The sequence below is a fragment of the Catenulispora yoronensis genome, from assembly GCF_039531695.1.
Taxonomy (GTDB): Bacteria; Actinomycetota; Actinomycetes; order Streptomycetales; family Catenulisporaceae; genus Catenulispora; species Catenulispora yoronensis.
The window spans coordinates 1-17,098 of the sequence record NZ_BAAAQN010000032.1; the positions used below are offsets into that span (position 1 = coordinate 1).

Annotated in this window: 13 protein-coding genes; 5 read left to right on the forward strand and 8 right to left on the reverse strand. The window is 72.8% G+C overall.

Features of this window, described 5'->3' with window-relative positions:
• Nucleotides 1-1,772, reverse strand: a 1,772-nt coding sequence (locus ABD481_RS24625) for a chaplin family protein (RefSeq protein WP_344668118.1), incomplete at its 3' end; no start/stop codon positions are given.
• A 254-nt stretch (nt 1,773-2,026) separates the two neighbouring features.
• On the opposite strand from ABD481_RS24625, the gene ABD481_RS24630 reads away from it, so the two are divergent.
• A complete protein-coding gene (locus ABD481_RS24630) occupies nt 2,027-2,884 on the forward strand; it encodes an SCO6745 family protein (RefSeq protein ID WP_344668119.1) in 858 nt (285 codons plus the stop codon).
• Between the two features lie 93 nt (nt 2,885-2,977).
• On the opposite strand, the gene ABD481_RS24635 is transcribed toward ABD481_RS24630, so the two are convergent.
• From ABD481_RS24635 to ABD481_RS24645, 3 genes are all read right to left on the reverse strand, one after another.
• Nucleotides 2,978-3,673 carry a DUF4262 domain-containing protein gene (locus tag ABD481_RS24635; RefSeq protein ID WP_344668120.1) on the reverse strand — a complete coding sequence of 232 codons (696 nt, stop codon included), beginning with the start codon at nt 3,671-3,673 and terminating at the stop codon, nt 2,978-2,980.
• Between the two features lie 128 nt (nt 3,674-3,801).
• Nucleotides 3,802-4,632 (reverse strand): ZIP family metal transporter, encoded by an 831-nt coding sequence (locus ABD481_RS24640; protein ID WP_344668121.1) that lies wholly within the window; start codon nt 4,630-4,632, stop codon nt 3,802-3,804.
• 188 nt (nt 4,633-4,820) lie between these two features.
• On the reverse strand, nt 4,821-5,453 hold the full coding sequence (locus ABD481_RS24645; RefSeq protein ID WP_344668122.1) for a TetR/AcrR family transcriptional regulator: 633 nt from the start codon (nt 5,451-5,453) through the stop codon (nt 4,821-4,823).
• A 91-nt stretch (nt 5,454-5,544) separates the two neighbouring features.
• On the opposite strand from ABD481_RS24645, the gene ABD481_RS24650 reads away from it, so the two are divergent.
• Both ABD481_RS24650 and ABD481_RS24655 read left to right on the forward strand, forming a co-directional pair.
• Complete coding sequence (locus ABD481_RS24650) at nt 5,545-6,516, forward strand: alpha/beta fold hydrolase (RefSeq protein ID WP_344668123.1); 972 nt, start codon at nt 5,545-5,547, stop codon at nt 6,514-6,516.
• The gene (locus ABD481_RS24655) at nt 6,513-8,114 is read left to right on the forward strand and encodes a flavin-containing monooxygenase (protein WP_344668124.1); all 1,602 of its coding nucleotides are present in this window, start codon (nt 6,513-6,515) and stop codon (nt 8,112-8,114) included. Before ABD481_RS24650 ends, ABD481_RS24655 begins: the two co-directional genes overlap by 4 nt.
• 48 nt (nt 8,115-8,162) lie before the next feature.
• On the opposite strand, the gene ABD481_RS24660 is transcribed toward ABD481_RS24655, so the two are convergent.
• The 4 genes from ABD481_RS24660 to ABD481_RS24675 all read right to left on the reverse strand — a co-directional run bounded on the left by ABD481_RS24660 (nt 8,163) and on the right by ABD481_RS24675 (nt 15,473).
• Nucleotides 8,163-8,402, reverse strand: coding sequence for a helix-turn-helix domain-containing protein (locus ABD481_RS24660; RefSeq protein ID WP_344668125.1), 240 nt, complete (start codon nt 8,400-8,402; stop codon nt 8,163-8,165).
• Nucleotides 8,403-8,505: 103 nt separating this feature from the next.
• A complete protein-coding gene (locus tag ABD481_RS24665) occupies nt 8,506-11,469 on the reverse strand; it encodes a LuxR C-terminal-related transcriptional regulator (protein WP_344668126.1) in 2,964 nt (987 codons plus the stop codon).
• A 51-nt stretch (nt 11,470-11,520) separates the two neighbouring features.
• Nucleotides 11,521-14,289 (reverse strand): hypothetical protein, encoded by a 2,769-nt coding sequence (locus ABD481_RS24670; protein WP_344668127.1) that lies wholly within the window; start codon nt 14,287-14,289, stop codon nt 11,521-11,523.
• A gap of 293 nt (nt 14,290-14,582) precedes the next feature.
• Nucleotides 14,583-15,473, reverse strand: a complete 891-nt coding sequence (locus ABD481_RS24675) for a helix-turn-helix domain-containing protein (protein WP_344668128.1) — start codon at nt 15,471-15,473, stop codon at nt 14,583-14,585.
• 279 nt (nt 15,474-15,752) lie between these two features.
• Between ABD481_RS24675 and ABD481_RS24680 the strand changes: the two genes are divergently transcribed.
• Nucleotides 15,753-16,364, forward strand: a complete 612-nt coding sequence (locus ABD481_RS24680; RefSeq protein ID WP_344668129.1) for an ATP-binding protein — start codon at nt 15,753-15,755, stop codon at nt 16,362-16,364.
• A 431-nt stretch (nt 16,365-16,795) separates the two neighbouring features.
• On the forward strand, nt 16,796-17,035 hold the full coding sequence (locus ABD481_RS24685) for a DUF397 domain-containing protein (protein ID WP_344668130.1): 240 nt from the start codon (nt 16,796-16,798) through the stop codon (nt 17,033-17,035).
• The last annotated feature ends 63 nt before the right edge of the window (nt 17,036-17,098 follow it).

The following is a 17,098-nucleotide window of genomic DNA, read 5'->3' on the forward strand; positions in this document are numbered from 1 at the left end:
GTCGGCGGCGGAGGCGTCACCGGCGGGGGCGTCACCGGCGGAGGCGTGACCGGCGGGGGCGGGCAGTTGGGCGGGGGCGGAGGGGGCGGGCAGTTCTGAGGCGGTGGCGGCGGGCAGTTCGGGGGCGGGGGAGGGGGGCAGTTCGGCGGCGGTGGCGGCGGCGGCGGTGGCGGCGGGCTGTCCGCGGCCGGGGGCGGCGGCAGCTGCACCACCGGGACCGGCGTCATACCGGTTCCGCATTCGTTCCCCGCGCTGGTGTTCCCGACCGTCACCACGCCCGCGGTGATGCCGCAGAGTTCGAGCGGCAGGTCCGTCGGGAGCTGGCCGACGTTGCCGGTCAGCAGGCCGGGCTCGTCGCTGGTGAGGGCGCTGGACCGGGTGCCCGGCGCGCCGCCGGACTCGTTGGCGCACACGTTCCCGGCGGCCGGGTTGCCGACGCCGACCACGTCGGCGGTGATCCCGCAGAGCTCGGTCGGGATGTTGATCGGCACCTGGGCGACGTTGCCGGAGGCCACGCCCGCGTTGCCGTGGGCGATGCCGCGCGCCGCGGCCCCGCCGGCGGTGTGGTTCACACACAGGTTGCCCAGCGCCGGGTTGCCGGCACCGATCACGTCGAGCGTGTCGCCGCAGACGTCGAGCGGGGCCTGGACCGGCACCTGCACGATGTTGCCGTCGGCCAGGCCGCTGGAGTCGGCGGTGCTCGCGCCGGCGCCCGCGCCCACGTTCGGGCCGGAGGCCGTCGCCGGGCCGCCGTTGACGCAGGCGTTGCCTGCGGCCGGGTTGCCGAAGCCGACCACGTTCGCGGTCACGCCGCAGACGTTCAGCGGCACGTCCAGGGGCGCCTGGACGATGTTCCCGTTCCCGATGCCGTCGGCGTTCGCGGTGTGGGCCAGCGCCGTGGAGGACGTGGCCGGTCCCTCGTTCGCGCAGAGGATGCCCTCGACGCCGTTGTCGGCGCCGGCCACGGTGACGCTGTCGCCGCAGACGTTGGCCGGGATGGTGACCGGGACCTGCACGACGTTGTCGTTCAGGGCGCCGGGGGAGTTGGCGGCCACGCCGACCGCCGAGGTGGTGGTGCCGCCGCTCCCGGGGCCGTTGACGCAGGTGTCGCCGAGCGCGCCGTTGGCGCCGCCGAGCACGGTCACGGCCACACCGCAGACGTTCAGCGGCGCGTGGATCGGGACTTCCAGGACGTTGCCGGTCAGCACGCCGCCGCCGTCGTCGGTCACGCCGACGGCGTCGACGCTGCCCGGGGCCAGGGCCGGTGCGCCCGGCGCCGGCGGCAGCATCGGCGCGGCGGCATGCGTGGTGCCGTGCTGCGGTGCGCTGCGCTGCGGTGCGGCGGCATGCGTGGTGCCGTGCTGCGTCGCGAGGTGCTGGGCCGCGGGGTGCTGCGTGGTGCTGTGCTGCATCGCGGGGTGCTGCGTGGTGCCGTGCTGCGGTGCGGCGTGCTGCGTCGTGCCGTGCTGTGTCGCACCGTGCTGCGTCGCGGCGGCGGGCCGGGCGGCGGGCGGGGCGGCATGCCGGCCCGACTGCTCCTGGGGCGCCTTGTGCTTGCCGCTGTACGGCTGGTCGACCTGCGGGCTGCTGACCGAGATGGGCGCGGGGTGCGCCGCCTGGTGGGAGGAGCCTTGGTGGTGCTGGCTTCTCTGGCCGGCGGCGTCCTGGTGCTCGGGGTGGTGCACCGCCGAGAGCGCAGGCGCGGCTCCGGTGATCAGCAGGCCGCCGGTCGCGACCGCGAGCGCGAGTCCGCGCTTGGTCACGTCGTGCATGCCAGACCTCATTCTTCATCGGAACGGGTTCAGGAGAACCCGGGGGAACGACGGGCGGCTGCGGGCGCCGACGGCGACAAGGCCCGTCACCGCCGAGAACGGCCCCGGGGCCGCCGCGTCACGCCGGACTCCCCCGTGCGGATGAATAGTCGTTATATGCGATGAATCACCCGGGATTGCTGAAGACGCGCAGGTCACCGCCGTCACCGGGGGCGGGTTGTGGACGCCCGGCGGGGGACGGGAGAATCCCCTGCATGACGGCTGATCCGACTAACGACCCGGCGGCGATCCGCGAGCGCGCCCTCAGCGCCGCGGTCGAGGCCAAGAGCGCCCTGTTCGCCCTCGGCGGCGATTACATGTCCTCCCAGGCGGCCCGCGTCGCCGCGAAGGACCTGGGGATGAAGGGCTGGCCGTTCTACTTCGGCGGCCGGGTCGGGGTGCTCGGGTCGGTGCCGCCGGAGGTGGTCCACGCCATCGTCGGGTTCTACCCGCTGGAGCACGTGGTCGCGAGCTGGGACGTGGCGCGGGACCCGCGCCAGAGCCCGCCGCTGGAGCGGATCGTCGACCGGTACCGGGACCTGCAGCGCAAGTGGGCCGACGAGTTCCTCGCACCGCTGCCGGAGACCGACGCCGACGAGCTGGCCGACCTGCTGCGGGCCGTCGCGACCAGCTCCGAGACCGGGCTCTCGCCGCTGGCCGCGGCCTGGGGCGCGATGCCGGAGCCGATCGCGCCGCGGCACCGGGTCGTGCACTGGTCGCACGTCATGCGCGAGCAGCGCGGCGGCCTGCACATCGCGGCGGTGCAGATGGCCGGGCTGAACCCGCTGGAAGCGATCGTCACCGGGCCGCTGGCCGAGGGCGGGGCGCGCTTCTTCCGCTGGTCCGAGCCCTATCCGCAGCCGGACGACGCGATGCGCCTGTTCCGCGAGGAGGCCGAGGAGATCACCGACGAGCTCGCCTCGCGGGCCTACCGCGGCCTGACCGAGGCGCAGGCCGAGCGGCTGGTCGCGCTGCTCGCCCGGGCCCAGGAGGCGGCCTCCGGGGGCGGCGGCGTGCCGCTGCTGCTGGCGGAGAAGCGGGCCGAGAAGGAGAAGGCGGCCGCCGGGGCCTGAGCGCCCGGACCGCGCCGACGGGTCGGCGCGACCGCGTCGGTGCGGCTCCGCTCGGCGGTATCGGGCCGGCGCGGCGGTACCGGCGCCGACAGCTCAGCGCGGGTTCTGCCAGGGGCCGTCGGGGTGCAGCTCCGGCGGCAGCCACAGCTGCGGCTGCACCGTCCGGCACCGCAGGCCGCAGCCCGGCTGCCAGGGGAAGAGTCCGTGGCTGTCCGGCCACACCAGCTGCACGAACGGCGGCACCGCGCCGCGGTAGAACCCGACCGCGAACCCGAACAGCGTCGGGTACCAGCCCGGATGCACCCGCTTGGCGACCACCGGCTGCGCGTCCAGGATGCCGTCGACCTCGATGTCCAGCCCGAACGGCTTGTTGTCGCGGATCAGCCGCCCGGCCCGGTTCACCCGCTGCTGCATGTCCGGCAGCAGCAGCCCGAACAGCGAGACCTCGGGCGCGCGGTAGCTGTGCCACAGGCCGACCGAGAACGCCCAGCCCGGGGTCCGGGTGCCGGGCATGATCCCGATCGAGGTCCAGCCGGTGCGCCGGACGTGCGCGGCGGCCTCGCCGAACCAGCCCGGGACCAGCGCGCGCACCGAGTCCTCGGGCTCGTCGTCGAGGGAGTCCTCGTCGCCGAACGCCTCGTTCTCGGCGACGGTCAGGGTCTGGCTGACCGCCGTCTCGCTGTCGCAGATGACGCAGTGGCACGGCGGGATGTCAGCCGTGATCCGCCGGCGTTCCTCGGGATCGCCGGCCGGTTCCGCGCCGCCGTTGTGGGCAGGACTGTCCGCCATGATGCTCACGATATGCGATGAGTGCATGAGAGTACCTATCCAGGACGCCCGCGGTTCACCTTTCGGCCGAAACCAAACCGTACGGTGCGCGCCTGATCACCCTGGGTGTGCCGACCGGGTGGCCCCGCTCACGCGCCGCCGAGCGTCACGATCGCGTCGGTCAGGAAGCCGGCCACCAGACCCAGCAGGATCCCGTAGGAGGTGAGCTCCTTCAGCCCGGTCCGGCGGGCCACCGCCAACAGCTCGATCACCACATAGAGGATCGAGCCGGCGGCCAGCGCCAGGAACGCGACCGAGACCGCCGCGGACGTGAACTGCTCGCCGACCAGCGTCCCGACGAACGTCGGCCCGCCCCCGATCAGCCCCAGCACGCCCAGATAGCCCCACGACGGCCGCTCGCCGGACGCCGCCATCGGCGCCACGATCCCGAAGCCCTCGGTGGCGTTGTGCAGCCCGAACCCGATGATCAGCAGCACCGCCAGGGTGAGCTCGCCCCCGGCCGCCGAGTTCCCGATCGCCAGCCCCTCGGCGAAGTTGTGCAACCCGATCCCGATCGCGATCAGCATCGGCAGGCTCGCCAGCCGCGCCACGAACGGCCCCCGGCCGCCCGCGTCCAGCTCCGCCGCCGCGGCCGCCCCCGGCCCCTTCGACACCCGCTTGGCCACCCAGCGGTCGAAGCGCGTCAGCCCGCACAGCGCGATCCCCAGGCCGGCCGCCAGCAGCAGTCCGTACCCGATCGCCGAACCGACGCGGTGCGGCTGCTCGCTCAGCGCCGAGTCCACCGGCTCCCACGCATGGCTCAGGACGTCGAACAGCAGGAACAGCAGAATCCCGATGGCGACCGCGTTCAGCAGCGCGCGCAAGCGGGGCAGCGGCGCTCGCAGCCGTCCCAACGGGAGCCCTAGATAGATCGTGAAGCCTGCGATCGCGCCAAGGATCGCGATCTGGGTCGAGGACATGGCAGCACCTGGATTCTGGTCGGACCGGCCCCGTGACGATTGATGAGGTTAGCCTTACCTGCCTTGCTGCCACAAGGGTGCCCAGTGGGGTGCGGTCTTATGCGTGCTTCGCCGAGTTTTGGCGACTGGCCCGCGCGGCGCGGCGTGGGGCGGCGCGGCGTGGGGCTCGGGCCGCGCCGCTCCTGGCTTCAGGCCGCCGGCAGCCCCGCCGCGACGGCGAACCCCGGCCAGAACGCGTCGGCCAGCAGAGCCGCGGTCTCCCGGGGCCGGATGCCCGCGCCCTCCCGCAGCCGCCAGCGCGCGACCCGCTCGCTCGCGCCGATCAGGCCGTGGGCGTAGACCGCGACGCGCTCCGGGGAGGCCGACGGCAGCCACCGGCTCAGCGCCGACTGGATCAGCAGCGTCTGCTGCCCCCGGATGGCCTCGATCGCCTCCTCGGCCGGGCCGGCGATGATCACCGACTCGTTCAGCAGCACCGCCCAGGCCCGGCCGTGGCGGTCCGCGAAGTCGAAGTACGCCTCCAGCCCGGCCTCCAGCACCGCGCGCGGGCCGTCCGCCTCGGCCTTGGCCACCGCTTCCAGCGTCGCGGTGTGCAGATCCGCCCGGATCCGGGCGACGCAGGCCAGCAGCAGGCCCTCCTTGGACGTGAAGTACTCGTAGAGCATCGGCTTGGAGACGCCGACGCGCAGCGACACCTCGTCCATGGACGTGGCCTGGAACCCGCGCTCGGCGAAGACCTCCTCGGCGGCGGCCAGGATCTGCTGCTCGCGTTCGGCGCGCGGCATGCGTTTGCGGCGCGGGGCGGGGCCGACATCTGTCATGTCCCGGGACTCTATCGACTTCGGTACCTACTCTCAGTAGGCTACCGGCCGGTAGCTGGTTGGGGCTGGTCCGGACCGAGGGCAGGGGAGCATGGCCGATCCGCGATTCCACATCGTCGTCGCCTTCGACGGCGCCGAACTCCACGTCGAGGAGGACGGCGCGGCCGACGCGCCGGTGACCGTCGTGCTGGCGCACGGCTGGACGCTGTCCGTCCGGGCCTGGCGGGCCCAGGCCGCGGCGCTCGCGGCGACCGGTCAGGTCCGGGTCCTGCGCTACGACCAGCGCGGCCACGGGTTCTCCACGCAGGGCGGCGCGTGGTTGGAGGGCGTCACCGGCGCCGCCGCCGACCGCTTCGGCCCCGGGCCCTCGGTCGACCAGCTCGGCCGCGACCTGGCCGCGGTCCTGGACGGGCTGGTGCCGTCCGGGCCGGTGGTGCTGGCCGGGCACTCCATGGGCGGCATGACGATCATGGCGCTGGCCGACCAGCGGCCCGACCTGTTCGGGGGCAGAGTGGTGGGTGTGCTGCTCACGAACACCAGCAGCGGCGGCCTGGACCGGCTGACCCTCGGCTTCCCGCAGTTCGTCGCCAAACCCGTCCGCGGTTCGCTGATCAAGACGATGCGCCGGATCGCCGCCCGGCCCGGCAAGGCCGACGCGGTGCGGGCCAAGCAGGCCACGAGCAGCCGGCTCGCGGTCGCCCAGACCCGCTGGCTGCTGTTCGGCCGCCGCGCGCCCCGGGCCGCGATCGTGGAGTGCAACGAGATCGTCAAGGCCTGCCCGAGCGCGACGCTCGCCGGCTTCTTCCCGGCGCTGCTGGCCCACGACAAGCGCGCGGCGCTGAAGGCACTCGGCGGCGCCGAGGTCGAGGTGGTGGCGTCGTCCCGGGACCGGCTGACGCCGGCCGGCCACTCCCGCAAGCTCGCCGGCGCCATCCCCGGCGCCCGCCTCACGGTCGTCGCCGGCACCGGGCACATGCTGCCGATGGAACGGCCGGAGGCGGTCACCGAGCGGCTGACCCGGCTGGTGGCCGCGGCCGCCGCGCGGACCGAGGGCGCGGCATGACCCGCGTCCCCGAGGACCGCGATCCGATGGACCTGTCGGAGGCCCCGATCACCGGCGGGCATCCGGCGCGCGAACTCCCGGCGAATACGAGGTTTGTCATCGTCGGCTCCGGATTCGCGGGGCTCTGCATGGCGATCAAGCTGAAGCAGGCCGGGCACCACGACTTCGTGATCCTGGAGAAAGGCGACGACGTCGGCGGAACCTGGCGGGAGAACACCTATCCGGGCGCGGCCTGCGACATCCAGTCCCACCTTTACTCGTTCTCGTTCGAGCTGAATCCGAAATGGAGCCGGATGTTCGCCCGGCAGCCGGAGATTCTCGATTATCTCCGGCATTGCGTGCGCGAATACGAGCTCGAAGACCACCTGTATTTCGGCGTGCGGTTCGACAGCGGCACGTGGGACGACGCCGCGCGCCGGTGGCGGGTGAAGCTCGGCGGGGCCGGCGTCGGGGGCGGCACTGGCACCGGCACCGGCACTGGTAACGGGACCGGGACCGGGACCGGCACCACAGAGCTCACCGCGGACTTCGTGGTCCTCGGCATGGGGCCGCTGCACCGCCCGCTGCTGCCGAACGTGCCGGGCATCGCGGATTTCCAAGGCCCGTCCTGGCATTCCGCCGAGTGGCGCCACGACGTCGACCTGACCGGCAAGCGGGTCGCGGTGATCGGCACCGGCGCCTCGGCGATCCAGTTCGTGCCGCGGGTGGCCGAGCAGGCCGCGCAGGTGGTGCTGTTCCAGCGCACCCCGGCCTGGATCATGCCCAAGCGCGACCGGCACATCTCCGGCCCGACCAAGGCGCTGTACCGCAACCTTCCCGGCTTCCAGCGGGCTCATCGGACCCTGATCTACTGGACCGCGGAGTCCCGGGCCATGGGCTTCGTGAACCCGAAGTTCATGAAGGTCGCCGAGGGTGTGGCCAACGCCCATCGCAAACGCCAGGTCCGCGACCCCGACCTGGCCCGCCGGCTCAAGCCGGACTACACGATGGGCTGCAAGCGGGTCCTGATCTCCAACGACTTCTACCCGGCCCTGGGCCGGGACCACGTGACCCTCGTCGACCAGGGCGTGAAGGAGATCCGCGGGAACTCGGTGGTCGCCGCCGACGGCACCGAGCACGAGGTCGACGTCATCATCTACGGCACCGGCTTCCACGTCACCGACGCCTTCGACGCGATCGACATGGTCGGACCGGCCGGCCGCAGCCTCAAGCAGGACTGGTCCGGCGGGCTGGCCGCCTACTACGGCATGACCGTCGCCGGATTCCCCAACATGTTCATCCTGGTCGGCCCGAACACCGGCCTGGGCCACAATTCCATCGTCTTCATGATCGAGGCGCAGACCGCCTATCTGATGAAGCTGCTCGCTCTGGCCCGGGAGCGAGGGGCCGCCACGGTGGCGCCGACCGAGCGGGCCCAGCGCCGGTTCAACGAGGGCATCCACCGCGCCCTGGCCACCCAGGTGTGGAGCGCCGGCGGCTGTCAGAGCTGGTACCTCGACGAGAACGGCCGCAACACGACGATCTGGCCGGGCTTCACGTGGCGGTATTGGAGCCGCACACGGAAGCCCGACCAGAGCGCTTACTGCTTCGAACGCTGAGCTGCCACCCGATCGCGGGATCGACCGGGCGGCCAGCCATGTCCGCTCTTAGGCCGCCAGCCGGTCACCGGTGGTGACGAGCACTGCCAGCACCGTCCGGGACGGGATGGACAGCTTGGCGAAGATGCGAGACAGATGGGCTTCGACTGTCTTGGTCGACAGGCCGAGGGCCCGCGCGATCTGCCGGTTGGTCCGGCCATCGCGCACCAGCCGGGCGATTTCCATCTCGCGTGCGGTGAGTCGGTCCAGCGAGCCGGAACGCTGCTGTCCAACAGTCATGGTGCTCATTCCCTGTTCCCCCCAGGTGTTCGTTGTGATGGAACCACCGTAGAAGGCAAGACGGTGGTTTCGCGTCGGTAGAACCACGTACTCGACAGGCGTATTCGGGGGTTCATTCCCTCTGGCCTGCGAGCAACGTCGCCAGCTGCACCCGGTTGGCCACACCGAGCTTGGCCAGGATGCGCTGGACGTGTGTGTCGACCGTCCGCTCGGAGATCACCAGGTCCTCGGCGATCCGGCGGTTGGTCCGGCCCAGGGCGACATGGCCGGCGATCTCCTGCTCGCGCGGCGTCAGCGCCCCCAGGGCGGCGGAGGGCGCCTTGGCACCCGGCGCCGCGATGATGTGGTCGGAGCGGGCTGTCAGGCCCGTGTCCGGCTGGCGTCCCGGGAGTTCCGGGCGTGCCGGACCGTCGTCGGGGCGTGCCGGACTGTCGTCGCGGCGCACCGGACCGTCGTCGCGGCGCACCCTGCCGTCCGGGCGTGCCGGATCGTCCGGGCGCTCGCGGCGGTCCCGGGACTCGGGGGCGTCCCGGTGGTCGTGGCGGGCCCGGTGTCCGGGGCGGTCCGGAGGTCCGGGCTCCAAGCGGTCGTGGCTTCCGGCGCGTGGGGCTGCGACGGGGATCACGACGGTCTCGGAGGCGGACGCTCCCGGTCGGCCCGGGGGCCCGGGTAAGCCCGGCGGGTCCGGCGGATCGGGGGGACCCGGTGGCGGACCCGGTGGGCCTAAGAGCCCGTTCGGCGGGCCCGACCGGGCCCAGGCCTCCGGGGCCGCCCGGGCCCGCGCGGCCGGGGAGTCGGCGGCGTTGTAGGCGCTGTGCGCGCCGTCGGTCCCGAACGGGCAGTCCGGCTCCCAGCACTCGTCGCCCAGCCGCACCTGGTCCGACAGCGCCCGCGCCATCTGGTCCCAGGTGAGCTTGCTGCCGGTCCGCACCGCGGCGCCGTAGGCGTCGTCGCCGAGGCGGGACCGGACCTGCGCGGCGGCCTGCGCGATCTGCTCGGCGAACACCGCCAGCGGACCGCTGCCGATCCCGGCGTAGGCGGCCTCGCACTTGCCGATCAGCATCGCGGCCACCCGCGCGTCCTCGTCCCAGCGCAGATGCGCCAGCAGCCGGGTGGACAGCGCCAGCAGCCGGCCGTAGCGGTCGCCGACGTCCTGGAAGTCCTGGTAGGCCGCGTTCAGGGTGCTGATGGTCTCCTGCGCCCGCTCGCCGCCGAGCTCGCTGAAGGACATCATCACCCGCAGGTAGGCCAGCAGTCGGCGGTCGCCGGTGCCGGAGGTCAGGCGCCAGGAGTGCGCCACCCGCTCCGGGTCCGGCTCGCCGTCGTGCAGCAGCACCGGCATGTGGCTGGCGAACGCCTGCTGCCACAGGCTGCCGCTGCGCCGCGCGGTGTGCTGGGCGCGGTCGGCCAGCTCGGCGGTGTCGCCCTCGGGGTCCCCGATCATCAGGGTGTTGACGGCGAGGATGCGCAGCGCGTAGGCCTCGGTGGTCGGGTCGTCGCACAGCTGGGCCAGCCGCACCGCCTCGCGCAGCGCGTGCATCGCCTCGAAGCCCTTGCCCTGCAGCTCCAGCAGCGCGCCCAGGCCCAGCACCACCCGGGCCCGGGTGACCGACGGCGCGGTGAGCCCGGCCCGGTCGGCGTGCGCCAGCGCCCCGCGGGCGAACCGCACCCCCTCGCCGAGGTGACAGCGGCAGCAGTAGAAGTCCCACAGCGCCGCGGCCAGCCGCAGGCCCTCGGCGGCCAGGTCCGGGTCGGCCAGGAACCAGCGGCCGGCGGTGCGGATGTTGTTGATCTCGACGTCCAGCACGTGGAACGCCTGGGCCTGCCCGGGGCCGTAGAACCGGGGGTTCAGCCGCTCGGCCAGCTCCAGGAAGTAGGCGGCGTGCCGCTCCCGCAGCTCCGCGGTGCGGCCGGAGCGCTCCAGCTCGTCGGCGGCGTAGGCGCGCAGCGTCTCCAGCATCGAGTAGCGCTGCCCGTCCGGCGTCGGCTCGACCGCCACCAGGGACTTGTCGACCAGCCGGGTCAGCGCGTCCACCGCGCGCGGGCCGATGGTGCCCTTGGCGGCGTCCAGGCTCCAGCCGCCGGAGAACACCGACAGCCCGGCGAACAGCTCCTGCTCCTCGGCGGTGAGCAGCTGGTGGCTCCACTCCACCGAGGTGCGCAGGGTACGGTGCCGGGTCTCGGCGAACCGGAACGGCCCGGACAGCAGCGCGAACCGGTCGGACAGCCGGGCCTCGATCTCCTCCACGCTCAGCGCCCGGACCCGGGCCGCGGCCAGCTCCAGCGCCAGCGGGATGCCGTCCAGCCGGCGGCAGATCGAGGCCACGGTGCGGGCGTTGGCGTCGGTGAGGCGGAAGCCGCCGGCGGCCTGCTTGGCGCGCAGCGTGAACAGCCGCACGGCGCCGAACTGCGCGGCCCACTCGGCGTCCCGGACCGGGACCGGCTCCGTGGCGTCCCCGGGGCGCTCGGCGGTGCGGTTGGCGGCGCGGTCGTCGCGGTCGGCGGCGCGGTCGTCGCCGGCCCGGCGGACCGTGGCCGGATGGCTCAGCGGCGGCACCGTCCACACCGTCTCGCCGGGCACGCCGAGCGGCTCGCGGCTGGTGGCCAGCACGGTGAGCCGGCGGCAGCCGGTCAGCAGGCGCAGCGCCAGCCCGGCGGCCGCCTCCAGTCGGTGCTCGCAGTTGTCGAGCACCAGGATCAGCCCACGACGACGGAGCACCTCGACGAGGTGCTTCTCGGCGGCGGCGGTGTCGTCGCCGACCCCTTCCAGCCCGGAGAGGTCCAGCGCCGCCGCCACCGCGCGGGCCACGTCGACCCCGGCGGCCAGCTCGGCCAGCGGGACGAACACGGCGCCGTCGGTGAGTTCCGGATCCGGGTCGGGGTTCGGCGAGCCGTCGACGCCCAGTGCGGCGGCGGCAGCGGCGATCGCCAGCCGGGTCTTACCGATCCCGCCCGGCCCGGTGAGTGTGATGAGTCGCGACGTGCGCAGCAGACTTCGCACCTCGTCGATCTCTGATTCCCGATCGACCAGTTCCGACACAGGGGTCGGCAGGCCAATTCCCCCATCCTGGCCCATGGACTGAACTATAGGGTGGCGGATCTGGGCGCGATAGTGGTTCTCCCACTTTCAACAAGGTGAAGTTGTGGAACTCACTGCCGAAGACGCGCCGGAAGCGGTTACGACTACGTCAATGTAGGGAGACGGGCACATTCCGTGCACATCGAAACTCGCCGGGATGTCGTAGGACGTCTTGCCGGCCAGCGGGTAGCTGGTGCTCTGCGCACCCGCCGAGCCGGACGAGCCCGAACCCTGAGAACCCCCCATGGTGACGGTGACCGTGACCGGGCCCGTCCCCTTGGTGACGACATGGATGTGCGCCGTGTAATTGTAGGAACCGACCTGGTCCGGGGCCAGCGATGAAACACTCAGGGAGCTGATACCGCTGCCGCCTCCGGCCGGGGCCGCGTGCGAGGACGGCGGCGCGGCGGGGGACGACGGCGGGGCCGCCGCAGACTTGCTGGTGGTGCTCGGCGGCGCGGCGGTCGTGGACGGCGGCGGAGCCGGGGTGCTGGACGGCACGCTGGTCGACGGGGCCGCGGGCGTGTCGGTCGCGGTCGGCGCGGTCACCGCGCCGGCGCCGACCGAACTCGGGCTCGCCGAGGGGCTCGGCGAGGTCGCGCCGGCGCCGGGAGCGGCCCCGGCCCTGACCGTGCTGGAGGCCGTGCTGGGCGGCGGCGAGGCCGTGGTGCCCGAGCCCTTCTGGTTGGCGGCGTAGACCACGAGCACGCAGCCGGCGGCGACCAGCACCGCGCCGGCGGCGTAGCGCACGATGCGCGCGCGGTCGACCGGCTCGGCCGGAGGGTTCGAGGTGAAGATCGGCGGAGGCCGGTCGTCGCCGGGTTGGAAGTGCTCGAACTCGTCGGGCTCGGTGCTGGCCGTCAGGCGCGCCGGGACGGACGCGGCGGCGCCGGCGCCGATCCCGGCTCCGATCCCGGCGGCGGCCGCGGCACTGCGACGGGAGGCCGGCGCTTCGAGCCCGACGGACCGGCGCGGCTCGTCGCGGAAGAGGGCCCGGGTACTGGCCGCCAGGTCCTCCTCGGGGAGCAGCGGCGCGATGTGGGTGGAGTCGGCATCGTCGGTGAGGCGGTCGGCGACCGGGGCCGGCTTGGGAACCGATCTGGGCGCCGGCTTTGGAGTGGGTCTCGGCGCGGGCTTCGGCGCGGGCCGGGGGACGGGCTTCGGGCCCGAGTTCGGCGGCGTCCGCGGGATGAAGAGGAGATCGGCGCCCGGGTCCTCGGGAGGGGTGCGGTCGGAAGCGGTCTGGTCCACCGGCCCCGGGTTCGGGGGAGTGCGCGGGACCTGCGTGGGCTGTGTCGGCTGCGTTGGCTGCGTCGGCTGGGCCGTCTGGACTGTCGGGCCGGTGAACGGCGGAATCCGCGGGACGCGCGGCGCCTCGCTGTGCGCGGTCTCGTGCTCGACGTCTTCGAAGTCGATCGGCCCAGTCGTCAGCCCAGTGATCGGCCCAGCGATCGGCGGGGTCCGAGGGACTTGAGGAGCGGCAGGCTGATCGGCGCCGGAGTCTCGGATCTCAGGGACCTCAGGCACATCGAAGGCATTGAAAGCCGTCGGCCCGCCGACCGGCCCAGTGATCGGCGGCGTCCTGGGGACGTGGGTCTCGCCCGGATCGCCGAGGAACGGGTCGCTCTCGAAGTCGTCGAAGGTGTCGAAGGTGTCCGGACCGGTGAACGGAGGCGTGTGCGGCACCCCGAGGTAGTCGTCCCGCTCCACCGGCGCGATGTGCGTCTCGTCGGGCGCACCGTACGAAGGACTGTCGTCGAAAGTCCCCTGAGCCGGATCCGGGTCGTAGGGCGGCGGCAGCGGAGCCGATCGCCCGCCAAGATCCGCGAAGCCGATATTCGTCGCGTCGCCCTCGCCGTCGCCGCGAGCCTGGCCAAGACCGATGTGCGTCGCGTCGGCGTCGTTGTGAGCCCCGCCGGTGTAGTCGTCGAAGGTGCCCGAACCAGTGCCCGAGCCAGTGCCCGGCTCTGCCTGGTCCTCCTCGCGCGGTCCGGCCCCGGCGCCCATCAAACTCGCCGCCGCACCCGCTCCCGCCGCACCCGCTCCCGCCGCACCCGATCCGGCCTCCACGGCCGCCGCCCCACCGCCACGGATCGGCATGATGCGCGCAGTGCGCTCACCCCGACCCTTGCCGCGGGCATGCCGCGCGGACCGTGCGTCGGACGCGTCGTTCTCGACCCTCTCGGCCTTCTCGACCCTCTCGACTTTCTCAGCCTTCTCAGTCTCCGGCACCGCGCCCGCGGCGCTCGTCGCCGTCTCGTCGCTGGAAGCGGTTTCTGTCGCGTCGCCGGGCCCGGAGCCCTCGAAGCCCGCCGCGGCGGCGTCCGTCGCCGCCTCGGTGTGCCCCTCCGCGGCGTTGTCGTCCGCTTCGGGATCGGGCGTCTTGCCCCGCCGTAGCTGCGTCACGGAGGCCATGCGGGTCGCCGGGGGCGCGCCCTGCACCATCTCCAGGGTGCGCACGCGCTGGGCGTCCAGGCGCTTGACCCAGTCCGCGTAGCCGTCCGCCGACCACGAGGGCCAGGACTGCGCCGACTTCCCCTCCAGCCGCGGCAGCCACCACGAGGCGAAGTACTGGGCGTCCACCGCCAGCTGTTCCACCGCCGGCAGCCAGTCCAGATCGCGCCGCCGGCCGCCGCGCGGGGCCTGCGCCAGCTTGGACAGCACCGGACGCAGCCGCACCGCCAGATCCCTGGCCTCGCGCGCGGTCTGCGTCGCCTCCTGCGGGTTGTCGGCCGGGTGCCACTCGGTGCCGGCCAGGATGCCGGTCACCAGGGTCCGCGTGCCGCCCCGCCTCCGTTCGTCTCCCCTGTCAGGCATGCCAACGAACGTATCCGTTATGGATGTTCGCGTACAGATACCCGACTGTGAACCTTGAGACGGTTTAGGCAGCCCGCTCAGGCAGCCCGCTCCGGGGCCTAGTGGCCCGGTTCGGAGATTCGTCGCCACCTGCTTACCGGCGGCCGGCCAGGTGTGGTGATGCGAATCGGTTCAGACGCCGCGCTGGGCGTGCCGGGCGTGCAGTGTCATCCTGGTTGGCTGGTGCTGCGCGACCGGTGCGTCCAGCGTGGATGGCTGGGCCGATTCGCGCGGCGAATCTCCGAACCGGGCCACTAGAAATCCTTGATGAGCTTGGCCAGCGCCTCGGCGGTCAGGGCCGGGGTCAGCGCGGTGACGCTGATCCGCTCGATCACCTGCAGGTAGACGTCCACGTCGTCGCGCTTGTCCAGGTACAGCGCCCCGGCCAGGTGCTCCAGGTAGACCACGTCCGGCAGGTCCGGCTCGGCGAACCGCAGGATCGTGAAGGCTCCGGCCTCGGCGGCGTGCGCGCCGGACTGGAACGGCAGCACCTGCACCGTGACGTTGGGCCGGTCCATCATCTCCAGCAGGTGCGAGAGCTGTTGCCGCATGATCTCCGGGTTGCCGACCGGGCGGCGCAGCGCCGCCTCGTCGACCACGGCCCACAGCCGCGGCGCCTCCTGCTCGCGCAGCAGCACGTTCTGCCGCTCCATCCGGACCTGGACCCGGCGCTCGGAGTCGCTGTCGAAGACCCCGCGCCCGGCCATCACCGCCCGCATGTAGTCGGCGGTCTGGAGCAGGCCGGGTATGTACTGCACCTCGTAGGTGCGGATCAGCGAGGCCGACTCCTCCAGCCCGATGTAGCCGGCGAACCAGCTGGGCAGGACGTCGTGGTAGCCGTGCCACCAGGTGGTGGCGTTCGCCGCCTTGGCCATCGACAGGAACGGTTCGCGGGCCGCCGGATCGGTGACGCCGTACAGCGACAGCAGGTCCTCCACGTCGCGCATCTTGAACCCGACGCGACCCAGCTCCAGGCGGCTGATCTTGGACTCCGAGGACCGGATCTCCCAGCCCGCGGTCTCCCGCGAGATGCCCGCCGCCTCGCGCAGCCGGCGCAGTTGCGAGCCGAGCATGATCCGGCGCACCGTGGCGCCGCCCGCACGGGTCGGCTCCGGCTCCGAATCGGTGGTGTGGGGCCCACTCATCGCTTTCCTCGCTCCTTCTCCGGCCCCGGCCCGCGAACGCGTGCCGGGCGGTGGATCAGCTGCCGATTGTGCCACTTGGCCGTCCGCTTGTGAACACCGCAGGCCCCGGTCGCCCCGGCCGTCGGGGCCCCCGGCGCACCCGGCAGGGTCCTGAGTCGTTTCGTCAAAGTCTTTGCCCATCCGAGACCCTGCGCGCGCCTTCCACGCTGTAGCATGCACGTGCATCCGCTACTTGCATAGGAAAACTCTGCGATTGCACGTGCCGCCGCGCATGCGGCGGTGCCCGAGGGGGAAGACCCGATGGTCGCGTCCAGCTACTCCTACTCCCTGCTCCATGCCGACCTGCCGGTCTGCATCGGATACCAGGCCGTGGGGCGCAGCGCCTCGACGCGCCACTGTGTGCTCCCGGCCCGGGCCGAATCGGTCTCGGCGGCCCGGCGGTTCGTCCGGGACGTCGCCGAGGACTGGCGCGGCGAACCGGGACGATTCAACACTCTACTGGAGAATCTGGGCATCGTGGTCTCGGAGCTCGTGACCAACGCCCTGGTGCACGCCTATGAAGCGGTGCGGCCCGATCGCGGCCACCTCGGCGCGCATCCGGAGGCCGACCTGATATCGCTGTGCCTGGTGCACGAACCCTGCGACATGGGTGCCGGCGAATCAGGGGTGGAACGAGTGCTGTTCGCCGTCGCCGATCCCTCGGCCGCCTCGCCGGTGGCACCGAACCCGGCGCGGGCGGCCGACGGTTTATGGGGGCTCGACGAGTCCGGCCGGGGCATGTACTTGGTGGAGGCGCTGGCCGACGACTGGGGCTGGCGCCGTTTCCGTGCCCCGGGGGCGGCCGAGCCCTCGGGCAAAGTGGTGTGGGCCTTGTTCGAGCTTGCTTGCTGAGACGGCTCCGTCCGGCTTGAGGGACCCGGATCCGCTTGAGGCGGCCCGGATCTGCTTGAGGCGGCGCCGGCCGCGAGTCCTCCCCGCGCCGGTTTCCCGGCTTTCCGGCGGTGGACCGTAACCGCTTACCGTGTCTCTCCTCACACCGGGTCCGCACCCGGTCACGTCCGGCGTCGGCCGATTTGGTTGCCGGTCTCAGGGCACGGATTCATATCGATCCGGTATCGATGCCGCCGCGAACGCATGCCTTGGAACTGCGGGGAGAACCTTTACCCGCTCTTTGAACGTTTCACACGCGAAACCTCTGCGCGTGCGGCTGCCAGACCGCTAGCATCCGTTTACTGCCATGCATCAGCGAGTGCTGATTCAAACGCGGATGCACGTGCATTGGATCAAACCCTTCCCACCGTACATGTAAGGGGAAACCGAGAATGAGCGAGTTCGAGCCGTACAACGGCATGCCGGCCGCCCGGGTCGAAGCCGGTTGGCGCAAGAGCAGCTACTCCAACTCGCAGGGCAACTGCGTCGAGTTCGCGGCCCTGGCCGACGGCTCGGTCGCGGTGCGCAACTCCCGCGACCCCCAGGGCCCGGCCCTGGTCTACACCCGCGCGGAGATCGAGGCCCTGATCAGCGGCGTCAAGGACGGCGAGTTCGACGACCTGGCCCGCTGAACAGGTCTGGAGCCGACTGCTCCCAATAGTGGTGCCCGCTGGCACCCGGCCCGCCGGATCCTC

Bases quoted from the DNA above. Each gene is read 5' to 3' on its own strand.
- ABD481_RS24630 (WP_344668119.1), top strand. From the start codon at position 2,027: ATGACGGCTGATCCGACTAACGACCCGGCGGCGATCCGCGAGCGCGCC.
- ABD481_RS24635 (WP_344668120.1), bottom strand. From the start codon at position 3,673: ATGGCGGACAGTCCTGCCCACAACGGCGGCGCGGAACCGGCCGGCGAT.
- ABD481_RS24640 (WP_344668121.1), bottom strand. From the start codon at position 4,632: ATGTCCTCGACCCAGATCGCGATCCTTGGCGCGATCGCAGGCTTCACG.
- ABD481_RS24645 (WP_344668122.1), bottom strand. From the start codon at position 5,453: ATGACAGATGTCGGCCCCGCCCCGCGCCGCAAACGCATGCCGCGCGCC.
- ABD481_RS24650 (WP_344668123.1), top strand. From the start codon at position 5,545: ATGGCCGATCCGCGATTCCACATCGTCGTCGCCTTCGACGGCGCCGAA.
- ABD481_RS24655 (WP_344668124.1), top strand. From the start codon at position 6,513: ATGACCCGCGTCCCCGAGGACCGCGATCCGATGGACCTGTCGGAGGCC.
- ABD481_RS24660 (WP_344668125.1), bottom strand. From the start codon at position 8,402: ATGAGCACCATGACTGTTGGACAGCAGCGTTCCGGCTCGCTGGACCGA.
- ABD481_RS24665 (WP_344668126.1), bottom strand. From the start codon at position 11,469: ATGGGCCAGGATGGGGGAATTGGCCTGCCGACCCCTGTGTCGGAACTG.
- ABD481_RS24670 (WP_344668127.1), bottom strand. From the start codon at position 14,289: ATGCCTGACAGGGGAGACGAACGGAGGCGGGGCGGCACGCGGACCCTG.
- ABD481_RS24675 (WP_344668128.1), bottom strand. From the start codon at position 15,473: ATGAGTGGGCCCCACACCACCGATTCGGAGCCGGAGCCGACCCGTGCG.
- ABD481_RS24685 (WP_344668130.1), top strand. From the start codon at position 16,796: ATGAGCGAGTTCGAGCCGTACAACGGCATGCCGGCCGCCCGGGTCGAA.